We start from the raw sequence: 13,715 nt of genomic DNA, 5'->3' as shown, positions 1-13,715 counted from the left end.
AATGGACAAGGTTTGACGGTGGACCGCCTTGGGAATCGCGGAGGCTGGTTGGTTCAAGTTAATGCGGTTTCAGCGGCATTGATTTTAAGTTGCCGAACTTGATGGAGCGTTTTGCGACTCGGCGGCGGATGAGGTAGTCGTCCCACTCGGGCGCTACGTACAGGTCATGGAGCGCGATTTTCATTGTGTCCATTTGGACCCGATCCCCGGGATTCACAGGCGCCTCAGTCAAAATCTTGTGAATGGTCGCGAGGGGCAGTTCTCTTTATGAACACGAGTGAAGACCCCGGTTGAGGCATTCGCCTTAGCCGCTTAACTTGTGCGGGTTTCGCTGTGGGCCATTACACGCGCCCGCCCCGCCTTCGTGCCGCTCCACCAGAAGAGCCACATAACCAAGCCGACCACCTCGAACAGAACGACAATGATCGCGCCTCGGGTTGCCACTGGCATCTCATACCACTCGTGATGCGAGTCGTACTTAGAAACCGGATGCGCGATGTTGAGCACATCACCGACAGCATATGCAGTTAGCACCTCAGACGCGCGATGTAGCGCATTCACGACCAATGGCGCCGCTGTCATGGACGTAGGCAGCAAACCATGAATGATAAGCGCCGCAGCAGCGAGTGAAAACGAGACGATGACAAATCTCGCCGCGACGAGCTCTAGCTTAGCTGTCCTCTCCTCTGCCTCTCCCCGTACGCAATCGTTGCTCGAATCCAATACGTAAATCACGCTACGACCAAGCATCAAACAGAATACGAGCACAACAAGGCGCATAAACAACAGCAACCCCATAAGGGCCTCCCGACGAGAATTCTTCGACACAATATCCCATACACCTACCCTCAATCTCAATCAGATCATTCTTGTTTTTCGTTAAATATGCTGAATAGCATTGCCCTTTACTGAGGCACCTTATAAGTCACGCCTTCACCAGTCGGACAGCAGTAACGCATTACAGCATCGCCCATCACTCCAAAGAGCGGTACGGTTGAGTTTAGTTCTGCCACAGCAAAACAACCGGAGTAAACAAACACGATATGCTTAGCATTACATATTATATGGCAGAATCATGTCCACGACCTCGATGCCAAAATGAACCTATAATAGCTTATTGATCGTTGGTCAGAAGTCGATCGACCAGCTTCACATAGCCTGACATCGCTTCATCGCGCGTCATTCCGCGATGCTTCGCCCATGCGTCGAACTTTGCTCGTCCGGTGGCATCCGTCATATCGGGCAGCTCCCCTGCCGCGTCACCCGAGCTGCCCTGCTTGTAGAGTGCATAAAGTGCGAGCAACGTGTCACGGTCCTGCTTCTTGCGCAATGTTCGCAAAGCAAGCGCCGCTGCGACGAATGCCTTTTCCTTGCCGGCAAGCAGACGATGCTCCGACTCGCCTCCCCAGAAACGGTTCTCCAGGTCGACATCGTCGGGAAACCAGCGAACTTCGGTCAACTTGCCTTCGTGCATTGCAAACGCGAAGACGCCTTGCGATGCGAATTCAGCCGACTCCAGCGTTGCAGGCCGGACCACCATACCCGCATTGAAGCTCGGAGTGCCAAAGGTATGGAACCGTACTCCCGCAAGCCGGTCACGCAAACGCTCGAATCCGCCAGAGCCACGAAAAACACCGCTGGCACGGTTCTCTCCCGGCTGAAACCATGTGAGACCGGGCATGCCGCGCGCAAACAATGTGGCGAAATCGCCGGCTTGCAGATCGGCACATGCGCTGTCGAGCAAAACATGCATATCATGGCCGGTCATGTATGATTCAATAGTTGGCATGCCCAGTGAACTTTCGAGTCTCACATCGAGAAATTCCAGTACATTTTTCGCGACAATTTCTCGATCGTTATCTACGCAGATCATGTGATAGCTGTTTTCGAGCACCGCCATGCGTGCTTGGCCTGCCCGTTCACCTCGTCCAATGCGCTCGACGAGATAATGTGCCGAGCGTAGACTGGTCAATTCATCTTCCCGAGCGTGAACGATCAGCGTCTGACACTCAATGTGATCAAGCCCCTTCATCACCATCGCGCGCAGTCTATCGACCTCCCGAATACAGGCAAGCGGTACCCAGCGGTAGTGAAAGTTTTCTCCGCGTTCAAATTTCGCTTTTACGATCGAACGCACCTGCTCGTTCTTGATGCCGTACGGATCCTCCTCTGCCACCCGTATTCGTGTCGCCACGCCTGGCACGCGATAAAGAAGGTGTCGCACCGCGCGGTACCACGGCGTCGCCCATCCGTCGATAAACACGGGTGGAGCGAGTACCACAAGTTTGCCTTTCGTGTGGGACTCGAGCTTTGCCGTTTCCACGGCAAGGAGCGCTCCCATGCACATACCCATGATATGCAGCACGTCGTGCCGGCGTTTCAGTTCCTGATACTTCGAACGCACCGCATCAAGCCAATCCTCAACACGAACCGTCAGCAGATCCTCGGGACAACTGCCATGGCCAGGCAGCGTCAGCGCGTAAGTGTCGAATCCTGCATTCCGAAGCCGTCTGCGCATCGATCCGAGGTCGAACTGCGTGCCACCCAACCCATGAATCATCAATACGCCGATGTCAGACATGAGGACCTCCAGTGGCAGTTCCCATGCCGCGTCCTGCGACGCGCAGCAAACCTGCAACCCGCTCGACCCGACCATCGGGCCCATGTATCCCGGCCAACCGCACGTGGACAGACACTATGTCGCTTCCGAGACGCATGGTATAGGTATCGTCAATCAGCGACTGCTCACCATGAACAATCGCCCGCCACGCAGCCTCAGCAAGCGCCTGCTCTGCGGGATCTACACGCGCGAGCCAATCCAAAATGTGCACAAGCGATGCCATGTCCTCGCCGAATACGGCTTCTGCCACCTCGCCCCACAATGTATTGCCGGTCAACGCATCGAATTCGACGCTCACGACACCGGCCGCATGCAGCACACGCTCGTAGCGCAGTTGCCATTCCGTCGCTCGTTCAAACGAGCGACGGCGCGATGCCGACAGGCCCCGCACAAATAGAACAAGCACGGCCCAAACAGCCACATAAGCCTGCACCTCGATCACTGCTTCGCCGGGAAACGTATCCGCTACCGCAAACGGCCCACCACCGGCCGCAGTCAGCCCGACGACCAGCATGCCCCCCGTCAACGTGGCGATCGCGCCTCCCGTGGGTCCCCATAACATCGCAACAATTAACAGGAATGGCATGGGCACGTAACCAAGTGTCGCCGCCGCCGAGCCAAATCGCGCCACAACGTTGCCGCAGAAAATGGCGAAGACGATAGCGATAAATGCGATGTAAACTCCTAACCCGACACCGAAGTGCCTCATCGACATTCCACCCGAACGTTTGACGCGAAACCTACGAAAATCCGTCAACACCGGAACGACGAGCAGAATGCCGACTAAAGTCGAAAATCCCCATGCACGCCATTCATTACTCCAGTCGGTATGCGTGTCGTACCAGTGCCAGAACGCAGTTGCCAGCGTAGCACCGAGACTTGCCGTGACCACGGCTCCTGCAACGAGAAGCAAGGCGCTCTTCACTTCGTCGGAAGTGTTTGGCGTCTGGATGGCAACCCACGCGCCTGCAACTACGCTAATCACCTCAATTGCGGCAAATACCACTGCCCCACTACCAGACAAACCATGCGCTAACCATCCCCAGATTGTGCTGGCAACAATAGCCCCTGTCAGTATCGCGCCCCAACGGTCCCGACATGCAATCAGCAGGCCGAAGATGATCCCCGCAGCAAGCCAAACCGGCTCCGTATGCGTTGCACCTCCCGCAATTGCACGCGACAGCGTGCCGACAGCAAGGTAGGCTGTTGCGCTCAACAATCCCCACACCACCGAAACCGATATGCGCATATGTGTTACCCCCCCCTTGCTCCTCACCGCTGGACCGCCCTCGTCACACCACGAAGGCAAACTGCATCCGACTGCCAGCAACACAACCCAAAGCGCCGACGTTAGCACATGGATCTCGAGCCATTTCTTCAGCTCAAATATTTCGTAATCCTCAATACCTACCATCCACTCAATATCCCTACTTCGCCCGCTCCAAGTTTAGTCTGTTTTGGGATTTCGATATTTCAACACAACCTTTCGCCGCTTCGTGTCTTGACGTTGGCGAACCAGAAACGGATCCTCTATCTGCTGCTCCGAAATATTCGCCCCCTCTGTCGAATTTCGCAGAGGGAAAGCAACCCGGTGACAAATGGGCGAATGCCATGCATGTACCGCCGCAATCGCCCCCAACGTAGCAAGCTACACAGACAAAATACCCACAAGCACACCCATCCAGCAGAGTACCCGCTCCCCCACAACACACACATAAGAAATGTCTTGCTTGAGCGAGTTTATGCATAAGTTGAACACATCCACTGCAAAACAAGAAATATTTTGCCTTCGACACGGCGTTGTCAGGCTGACGATCACAGTACGGTAAAATACGGCGATGAAGAAAATGAAATCGCTTCAATTTCACGACCTTGGGCCCGTCAATCCGACAACGACTTCCAAACAACGGCCCCGGGTGAAACCGCGGCGTCGTCGCCTCAAGCGCGCGACGACGCCGCGCCGTCCGACCCATCGCGTCTCAAGCTCAACTGCAGCCCCCCCCCGAATGCGCGACATCCGCAACTGTCAGTTGTGTCGCGATCAGGATCGCAGACTAGGCTCATAAATTATATTGAGTACCTTATATAAGAAAGAGCAAACTTGTTCGGCAACGCCCCGATGGGCTCCATCTCCTTTTATCCACCCTTTTCGGATCATGCACATGATTCTCAAGGGGCAGATTCATGATGATGGTGCCGCTACGGCAGCCCTCGCAGCATGCCGGGAGTCAACACCAAGATCGCCACCAAACTCCCAACCGAAGTCGATCAGCCTTCGCTTCGACCGCGCATCTTTCCGCCTACGTCGGCCACCCGGCGCCTAGGCTCGCCCATCCAAGGCGAACATCCATCCAGACGCGGCAACAAGGTGCTCAAGCGCGCCTTGCTCCCATCCACCCTCGCAGCATTGCGAGCCCCGTTACTATCTTCCCGCCTCGATAATCGAGGCTTTGGCCAGCCAGGCCCGGCATGATTCTCGCCCCCAGTCGCAGTCATGATCCGGGGGGGGGTGTTGTCACCGGGTCTGGTGGGTGGCTGGTGATCGCTAATAGGGGCTCGGCTGGGATATTCCAAGGCCGTCCGTAACGTGGATGCCGAGACTTGCCACCGTTGTTGCAGGCCAACTCGTTCAATCTGCACAAACTTCGATGCAAGAATTTCAACAACATGACGCCGTCGACGTGTTCATCGGTGTCGATGTCGGTAAAGGCCAGCATCACGCCGTTGCACTGGGTAGGAATGGCAAGCGCCTGTACAACAAGGCGCTCCCCAACGACGAGACGAAACTGCGCGCCCTCATCGCTGAACTCAAGGTCCATGGCCGCCTTCTCTTCGTTGTCGACCAACCCGCCACTATTGGCGCATTGCCGGTGGCCGTCGCTCGCGATGAAGGCATTCTGGTTGCCTATCTGCCCGGACTGGCAATGCGCCGCATTGCCGACTTGCATGCCGGTGAAGCCAAGACAGACGCCCGCGATGCCGCAATCATCGCCGAAGCCGCCCGGTCGATGCCGCATACCCTGCGCTCGCTTCGGTTAGCTGATGAACCGCTCGCCGAGCTGACCATGCTGTGCGGCTTTGACGACGATCTCGCCGCTCAAATTACACAAACCAGCAACCGCATTCGCGGCCTGCTCACCCAGATCCATCCCGCGCTTGAGCGCGCTCTCGGACCGCGCCTCGACCATCCTGCCGTGCTTGATCTACTCGAGCGCTATCCGTCTCCTGCCGCACTTGCCGCGACCAGCGAGAAGACACTCGCCAACCGCCTGACCAAACTCGCGCCGCGCATGGACAAAGGATTAGCCGCCGAAATCGTTCAAGCGCTGGGCGAACAGGCCGTGATCGTGCCCGACACGCAAGCCGCCACCATCGTCATGCCGCGCTTGGCTCAGCAACTCGCCGCCTTACGCAAGCAGCGCGACGAAATCGCCGCCGAAGTGGAACGGCTGGTGCTTGCTCACCCTCTTTGGCCGGTCCTGACCAGCATGCCGGGAGTCGGCGTCAGGACCGCTGCGAGACTCCTCACCGAGGTCGCGCACAAAGCATTCGCTTCGGCAGGTCACCTGGCGGCCTACGCCGGCCTCGCGCCAGTTACCCGGCGCTCAGGCTCATCTATCCGTGGCGAGCATCCGTCCAGGCGCGGCAACAAGGTACTCAAGCGTGCCCTGTTCCTCTCCGCCTTCGCGGCTTTACGAGACCCTGTTTCGCGGGCGTATTACGCACGCAAAGTCCAGCAGGGCAAGCGACATAACCAGGCACTCATCGCACTGGCACGGCGACGCTGTGACGTCCTGTTCGCCATGCTGCGAGACGGCACCTTTTACGAACCCAAGTCAGCCCCTAACGCTTGACGAAACACATAGGGGCCCCCCCCACCACGAGCCCTTCCTTGTGAGTCGTCGTGATCGACACCTTCACGCCGAATTCGTACGGTATGCGCGCCTTGCCCTTGGCCAGACACTCGACTTCCGGCGCGTGCAGTTTGTTCCTGTCCTTCGGCTTCTGCGACAGAATCCGCTTCGTGCGGCCAATCAGCTCCTGCAATGCCGCGCGGCTGCAATCGGCCACTGCGTCGAGTTGCCGCCCGACATCGCGCATCACCCGACCCACACGCGAGCGCAATGTGCGCAGGGTCTTTCTCATCCGTTTGTATTGCTTCGCATGCGCGTAACGACTGATCTGGCTGGCCAACCGTGGCGCCTCGCGGTTGTAGTTCTGCCGCAGCTTCAGGCCGCGTCTCGCGGCGGCCTTCACCAGGTGTTCGCGACATCGTTCGAGCAGGCGTGAATCGGTCGGATGCGCAATCGCCTTCTCCATGACCGTCGTGTCGACGATTACGCGTTTTACGCTCGAGGCCTTGATCACGCCGGCGCGCTTCGCTGTATCAATCGTCTCTGCCAGCAACTCTTCAACGCCGGCTTCACCCAGGCGCTTCCTCCAGCGTGTCAGGCTCGATGGGTCGATTGGTGGTTCCGTCTGCAGGTAAGTCTCGCCGGTGAACACCTGCCAATACGGGTTCTCAACCCATTGCCAGACGACCTCTTCGTCGGACAGGTCGAAGGCGTGTTGCAGGTAGAGCAGGCCCGCAATCAAGCGCGGTGATGTAGCCGGGCGCCCCTTGCCGGGCACAAAGCTCTCACTCATCGACGCGCCCAGCCGTTCCCAGTTGATCAGGTCCGTCAGGCGCACCAGAGGATGCTTCAGGTTGATCTGTTCACGCAGCGGTTGCCGGAAGAAATCTCCCTCCGTCACAGGCGTCTTGGGACTCATCCGCACCTCGTCAGAAATTGCAGGATTCACGTATCAATATGCCAGGTCCCTGCAATTCCCACAACACCATTTCTTTCGGCCCTAAAGCCTCACCACACAAGGACTTCCGGATTGTTCAGGTTCGACTAATGAGCCGCAAAAAAAGTCCGCACGGGGAAGTGCGGACCCAAAAACTCCTCAGACCTTTGGAGAAAGGCTTCTCCGCAATGACAGAACCACCGGAATCATGGATGATGCCGCCACTGCGGTAATAGATTAAGCCATAAGCGGCCCCGGTCTGATGCAAGAAACGTCTCACCCCGCATCCCGTTTCGCCAAACAGCATCTTTGCCACAAAATACTGCAGCTCTCAAGACTTTCCTAACAAGCCATTTGCACCAAGAGTTCGCACTAGAGATGATTCTCATATCTCGTCGCGCGGCCATATGCTATTTTAGATGTAAGAAATCAAATAGGCATCATCGAATGGCGATGCTGGCGATAATTGCCGCCAACAGGTTCAGCACTAATCGGGCGCACACAGCGCAGATGGGTAGAGCCACCGTACAATCAAGTGCATCTGCATGCACAAATGCTAGGGTGCATGCCCAATTCGCCAGCAACAAGGTTAGTGGCAGTTCGTCAATAAGGGCGCGGCACCTTGTTTTTCTATTTCCCTCCAGATCCGAAGGAGAATGTGATGAGCGACGATCCCTATTTGGTAGCGGTAGAAGATGCTACCGTTGGTCAATACTATGAATGCCCCGTGCTAATTACGCAAGCTTTTTCTTATGGAAAGGCAACGGGAGTACCAGATGGACTATCATTTGATTCCGTGCTCAGAATACTTAAAGGCACTCCCAAGCTTGGGACGCAAGGAAATCATATTATTTTGATCCCCATCAACCTCGAGAAAGATGAAGGCTGGAAACCGGCCCCGATAGATTTCGGACAGCATCAACCGACATCAACCAAAACTTCTGATCATTTCAAATGCACAATCACAATACATCCAGCGTAGTAACCAGTGATAGCTTTTAATCCGACTACTGGGGGCTTTGCCCTTATAAGAGGACTCAGAAAACAGAAAGTAATCTTTAATGGCCTTCCACTTTTAGCCTGTTTTGTTCAGGGACTACCGGTTCCGCCGGACATCATCTGCTACGCAGTTTGCGTTGTACCACCTTTTCCGTTGAGGTTCTGTCGCAATAGCGTGATGGAGTAAAATCAAGCATGAAAAATCTGTCCGACGCCCCGGTGAGGAAGGAACGCTCCACCATTTCCCGGTGAACATCATCCTGATGTGCGTGCGGCGGTACGTGGCATATTCACTGAGCCTGCGTCATCTCGAAGAGAACCGGTGGGTCATCAAACTGGTTGTTCGAAAAGGCGTTCGGCCAGCACAAATGCCCGGCAGGCAAAAGCTAGCGCATGGACGAGATGTACATCAAAGTGCGTGGCCATACCTGTACCGGGCGGTAGACAAGGACAGAAACACCGTTGATTTTCTATTCCGGGTTCGCCGGGACAGGGTTGCCGCCCAGCGATACTTCGAGAAGGCAATCGGGCAGAACGGTGCACCGGAAACGGTCACCATCGAAAAAGCGGGGCCAATTTCGCCGCGCTTCAGGCGGTCAATTGCTGGGCTTCAAGGATTTTCGCTGCGCCCGCATCATTCTGTCTGGTGTTGAGATCATGCACATGATCTGCAAGGGGCAGATTTCATGACCTCAGCATATCAGACCGTCTTGTCGCGACAGAACCCGTTAGGCTCCCTACGCCAAGCCAGCCCCCTGCCTCAACTGCTTTATCCCACTGTTCGATTTTGCGTGGCCACCTCTCTGGATATTGGAAATGTCTTGTCTGCATGCGCCCTATGCATCATAGGCACCACATACACTGTGACAGCCGCAACGTTCGAAACCTGCCTTCCGCGAATTACGACGTACTCCGCAATGAAGGTACCCTTGCTCGCGCTTACAGGTTTAAAACCGAACACCCCAATTGGACTTACTGTAATTGTGGCCAGTTCTGGACTCGGCTGCGTCACTACCTTGACCACGTCGGGCGCACCCGACGCACCAGTCAGCAGATTCGGTGGATTATTCAGCACGCCTCCAACCCCAACTGTTCGGTCATAATCTGGCGCCTTTAAGCTCCGAGAAACGCTGATGGTTATCGACTTCCGCTCTGAGACCCCGAACTCATTCTTCAGAGAATACCAATAGAGAACAGCACCGCGGAAATCCAATGGCTCTCGGTAATCCAAAAAATATTTATTGCCGTCTTTTCGGATTACAGCAGATTCTTTCTCGTCGCTTATCGAAGAGTGGCCCGATCCACTGTCCTTGTCGGCGAAAAGCTCCGCGCCCGAAAATGCGCCGCCTTCTGCATATGAGGTAAGGTCAAACTGATGCGCAGTTACCGTGCCGTCAGCCGCTACTACATCGTTTATGTCCAATTCAAAATGCTGGGCGGACGCGTGCGGTCGGGACGCCTTGGCAAGAGCCTCTTGCGCCAGCTTCCCCGCTGCGTCGGCCTGCTCACGAGTTGTCTGCAAATCCGTCCGCAACGAATCAAGCTGATGACGATTTATTGTGTCGTTCGCTTGCTCGCCATCTGCGACATGAGAAAGAACGCGCGCACTCCCGCCGCCCCCGTGCATCCATCCCCAACTTCAAGGCATCCACGCCTGGCGCCCCATTGTCCCCTCTTTCGCTCCGTCATATCCCCTCGGCTCCTGAGCCCCCTTCAGTTTCTCGCCAACATAAGCAGCGACGTGTCCGCCGTTAACTGCCCCCTGGCTGCCAGACTCCATCGAGCCGTTTTGCACATTGACAATTTTGGAAAATTCCGCATTCCATGCGACCTTTTTATCATCCCAATACAATGTACGCCAATTTGAGTAAAGCGGGACATTATCTACGAGTAATGTAAAACAAAACCCAACATTGTGACTGAGAGTACCAGGATTCGAACTCAAGAGAGTCTCAGAGCCGCACCATCGATTTACTAATTCACGCGAACGTGCATTCAGGTCGACTCTCAAGCCCCCTGCTGTTGCCGTATCGGGATGTTTGAGTGCGGCGCTCCCCCTTCAGCACTCGCGACCTGCACGCGCGAGTGCGCAATGAGCGCAGCATAAAACACCCGTCTATACCACTCAGAAAAGCCCCGGCCCAATAGAGGGACATGTCCACTGCGTAGCCTATGCCGAATAGCCAGTTTCGCGCCTCGATATAACATCGATATATCATTGAAAATTTTCCACAAATATCGACAAATCACCATCGGTAAAAAATATTTCATTTCTCTTAGCTGATACAATACTGTTTTTAATGTAGCACTCGTAAGAAATCGTACTTTCGCATGGTTAAGCCGTTTTTCTTGCATTTAAAGATTTTCGCATATCACTACCACCCCAACTTCAATGTGCTTTTGCTGGCTGACGACATGTTAGGTATTTCAACGGCCTGCCAGACGCGAAAATTCACGCAATTCTCCACAGGTCTTCAAGAAACACCTGTGCTGCCGAAATAATCCCCCGATTTCAACAAGTACGGCACGCGACAGGAGCGCCGGCACAACACCGAGCGATTCCTGCCGCAACATCGCATTCACTACAGCTAATCATCTTAACGCCGCAGCCTAGCCCACCCACATAAATAGCATTGTTAATGGGTTACTACGCCGATACATACTTAATATGCAGCTTAAACCAATTGGAAGCAATCTCTTCCCTCTCCAAATCAATTAGAATCGAACGCCCAACCTGATACTCCAACTCAACAGCGTCCCCTACCACTGCATTCTCATTTGGAACGAACTTGAATGTGCCGCCGGCGAGCGGGATAGTTTCCACAGATACCGCACCGTCAATCTTCCCCAATTGCGAAATCACTACACCTCTCCACTTCATCCATTCTGGACTGCCAGTAACATTTTTCTTTACCATATCAAGAAGATCCACCGGTTCCTTCGATTTAACTTTGACAGTCACTTCTGCTAAGTGACTGGTAAATTTTGGCATGACCACCACCTCCAGTATGGCTCTTTCCGAGTCGCCAAAATTATTTTCTACTTTATAATAAAGATTGATGACTTTCATCAAATCATCAGCCACTGGAGTAAAAGAGATAGCGGTACTATTAATAACCTTAACATCCCTGCCAATGATGCCTTTTTCAATCTGATCGGCTTCCGGCAATAAGCTACCCCTCATAAATGAGGCCCCCTCTGCTATTCCATATTTAGCATTTGCCACTAGAAAGATTGTTTTTTCCTCTCCAACGGTCAGCCTTGCCTTTTTGGGATTCTCTGCGATCGGCTTTGCACCGACAACAAATGGCAGTTTCGTGGTTTTAGACTGCTTCGTCGAAGAATTGTCTGTAACCTTGATATTCAACTCAACGGCAGCAAGGTTAAGCGTTGTCGCCGTCGGCGTACCAGAGATGAGTCCCTCTTTCGTCAAAGTCAAACCGACAGGCAGTTTAGTCGCACCATCTTCTTCGAAAGTATATTCTCTCACTCCCCCGTTAATAGTGAGAGATTTTTTAACGTCCGCTGAATACGCAGCATGTAAAATTGCAATCGGTAGCGCAGTGGAATTCGCTACCACTGTCAGTGGAATCGGAGCAGTAACTGTCAACGTCCCTCTCTTGCTTCCCATAACACCAGCCCCATCAATTGCCAACAATTCAAACACATACACACCATGCGTTCCCGACGCCACGATTCCCGAAAGAGCGTTTTCGTGCAACGTCACCGCTGTTGGCCAATCATTTAGAGTATCATGTTCGCCTATACCTTCTTGGCCTTTAACAACATTCTTACGATTTATAAACCTATATGGATCGGCACCACCTGTTGCCACCAAAGGTGCATTGAAGGTAGCCCCCTCCAAAACTGTTGCTGGACTGATATCCCTCACAACAAGAGGAGGTGTTATTAATAACGGAACAATAACCGATGCCGTATTGTTTTTTTTGTTTACCACCGTCACTGTCAGGCCATATCCTTTACCCGCAAGCTCTAACGGTGCCTTACCCGTCAAGCGCAGATGTCCATCTACGTGAGCAGCGGGATCGGCCTTAATGATTTTAAGTGTTAATGCACTCGGCAATTCCGGCAGGATTTTTATATTCGGAGCATCCGATTCTTCAATCTCAAATCCGCCTGGCAGATTGAATATAATCTCATCATTTATTCCACTAGTACCAGTTCCATCTTCAATAACAAATCCGGCCGTGAGACTAATCCCGCCTGAGACATTTGCTTCGATTATACTCTCCTTCGGCTCGTCGTGTCCCGTCACCTTGGACAAGTGAATTTTTCGCGAAACGGTCATTACCCCCGGCGCCACAATTGTCAGTTTATATTCCTTGAACTGGAAATCCCCAATGCTATCAGCAACCTGTACGACAATATTAAATTCCCCTCCTTCTCCCGGAGTTCCAGTTAGCGAATACGTATCCGTAGTGCTGGGTGGAAAACTCACCCCCGCAGGCAACGCCCCCTCATAAAACCACACAAAAGGGGCTTTACCACCAACAACCTTAAAACTCATACCATGCAATGTCACACTGACGTTTTGCGGCTGCGCACTTGGAGCTGTGATTTCCATGAAACCTCCGATTTAATTGACTTCACGATAAAAAATTGACGGTCCAACTATCTTTCAGATTCGCTACCGCTGGTCTTGGGGCCTGTTTACCCGCGCTATCCGTGACGCCAAAATTTCCATGTTTTCTTTTCACTTGAGAATTCAACGAATATGTGTTGCACGCATATCAACGTCTTTTGTTTACGCGACGACCTGTTTCGTCAACTTGAAACCCTTCATCGTCCAATAACAGAGTCCCGAGCGGCAGAGGCCCTCCATAAATATCGGTTGTCAACGTGCCATCCTCCCTCCAGTAAACCGCCCCGCCGTCCACAGTCGTCACACTCAAATTTTGTCGCAGACGAGTGTGGCGACCCGCCGTCATAGGATCACCGCTTACAGGGGATATGATCGATACGTTATTCAATATTGCTAGCGGATTTCCAGAGAATAAACCTGCATAGCGATATAACCATCCCATTTCCGGTTTTTTCCGACGATCAGGGATAATCACCAGCACTTTCGGTTCCCCTGGCTTGTCATCCACCAGTTGCGGACCCTTCGATGTGTCAATGACCGTGTTCCCCGGCTTCGCGAGCAGCCCCGCCAAAGCCTGCGCATCGCCCTTCGCCTGCGCAACTGTCTCGTAGTTCTTCGTGTTCATCAGATCAACGACCTGATCCACAACCTTCGCGTCGATCTCCCTCCCCTTCGGCAGGCCATTGATGTACTCCTGGATCG

Annotated in this window: 9 protein-coding genes and 3 pseudogenes; 4 read left to right on the top strand and 8 right to left on the bottom strand. The window is 53.8% G+C overall.

All coding sequences use genetic code 11. The features are described from left to right. Positions 1-312 precede the first annotated feature (312 nt). From AC1ECK_RS16890 to AC1ECK_RS16880, 3 genes are all read right to left on the bottom strand, one after another. Positions 313-798 (bottom strand): hypothetical protein, encoded by a 486-nt coding sequence (locus AC1ECK_RS16890; protein ID WP_480321104.1) that lies wholly within the window; start codon positions 796-798, stop codon positions 313-315. Between the two features lie 316 nt (positions 799-1,114). Next, positions 1,115-2,581, bottom strand: coding sequence for an acyl-CoA-binding protein (locus tag AC1ECK_RS16885; RefSeq protein ID WP_480321102.1), 1,467 nt, complete (start codon positions 2,579-2,581; stop codon positions 1,115-1,117). Continuing rightward, positions 2,574-4,034, bottom strand: coding sequence for an MASE1 domain-containing protein (locus AC1ECK_RS16880; protein ID WP_480321100.1), 1,461 nt, complete (start codon positions 4,032-4,034; stop codon positions 2,574-2,576). Before AC1ECK_RS16880 ends, AC1ECK_RS16885 begins: the two co-directional genes overlap by 8 nt. Before the next feature lie 801 nt (positions 4,035-4,835). Between AC1ECK_RS16880 and AC1ECK_RS16875 the strand changes: the two are divergent. Both AC1ECK_RS16875 and AC1ECK_RS16870 read left to right on the top strand, forming a co-directional pair. After that, positions 4,836-5,042, top strand: a pseudogene (locus AC1ECK_RS16875) (IS110 family transposase); the annotation flags it as partial. Positions 5,043-5,268: 226 nt separating this feature from the next. Next, complete coding sequence (locus AC1ECK_RS16870; protein WP_480321098.1) at positions 5,269-6,474, top strand: IS110 family RNA-guided transposase; 1,206 nt, start codon at positions 5,269-5,271, stop codon at positions 6,472-6,474. A gap of 7 nt (positions 6,475-6,481) precedes the next feature. Here the strand turns inward: AC1ECK_RS16870 and AC1ECK_RS16865 are convergent. Continuing rightward, a pseudogene (locus AC1ECK_RS16865) lies at positions 6,482-7,393 on the bottom strand (IS5 family transposase); the annotation flags it as partial. A gap of 679 nt (positions 7,394-8,072) precedes the next feature. On the opposite strand from AC1ECK_RS16865, the gene AC1ECK_RS16860 reads away from it, so the two are divergent. Together AC1ECK_RS16860 and AC1ECK_RS16855 are read left to right on the top strand one after the other, a co-directional pair. Further along, on the top strand, positions 8,073-8,393 hold the full coding sequence (locus AC1ECK_RS16860; RefSeq protein WP_480321096.1) for a hypothetical protein: 321 nt from the start codon (positions 8,073-8,075) through the stop codon (positions 8,391-8,393). A 280-nt stretch (positions 8,394-8,673) separates the two neighbouring features. Next, positions 8,674-9,100, top strand: a pseudogene (locus AC1ECK_RS16855) (DDE-type integrase/transposase/recombinase). A 79-nt stretch (positions 9,101-9,179) separates the two neighbouring features. On the opposite strand, the gene AC1ECK_RS16850 reads toward AC1ECK_RS16855, so the two are convergent. The 4 genes from AC1ECK_RS16850 to AC1ECK_RS16835 form a co-directional block, all read right to left on the bottom strand. Further along, positions 9,180-9,932, bottom strand: a complete 753-nt coding sequence (locus AC1ECK_RS16850; RefSeq protein ID WP_480321094.1) for a hypothetical protein — start codon at positions 9,930-9,932, stop codon at positions 9,180-9,182. 117 nt (positions 9,933-10,049) lie between these two features. Continuing rightward, positions 10,050-10,355: a hypothetical protein gene (locus tag AC1ECK_RS16845; RefSeq protein ID WP_480321092.1), complete on the bottom strand. Its 306-nt coding sequence runs from the start codon at positions 10,353-10,355 to the stop codon at positions 10,050-10,052. A 702-nt stretch (positions 10,356-11,057) separates the two neighbouring features. Continuing rightward, positions 11,058-12,995, bottom strand: coding sequence for a putative Ig domain-containing protein (locus tag AC1ECK_RS16840; RefSeq protein WP_480321090.1), 1,938 nt, complete (start codon positions 12,993-12,995; stop codon positions 11,058-11,060). A 166-nt stretch (positions 12,996-13,161) separates the two neighbouring features. Then, positions 13,162-13,715 (bottom strand): hypothetical protein (locus tag AC1ECK_RS16835; protein WP_480321088.1); only part of this gene is annotated, 554 nt, incomplete at its 5' end.

This window comes from Paraburkholderia sp. SSBN10T, assembly GCF_056619545.1.
The sequence above is the reverse complement of the archived record's forward strand: the minus strand, read 5'-3'. Positions and strand labels throughout refer to the sequence as shown.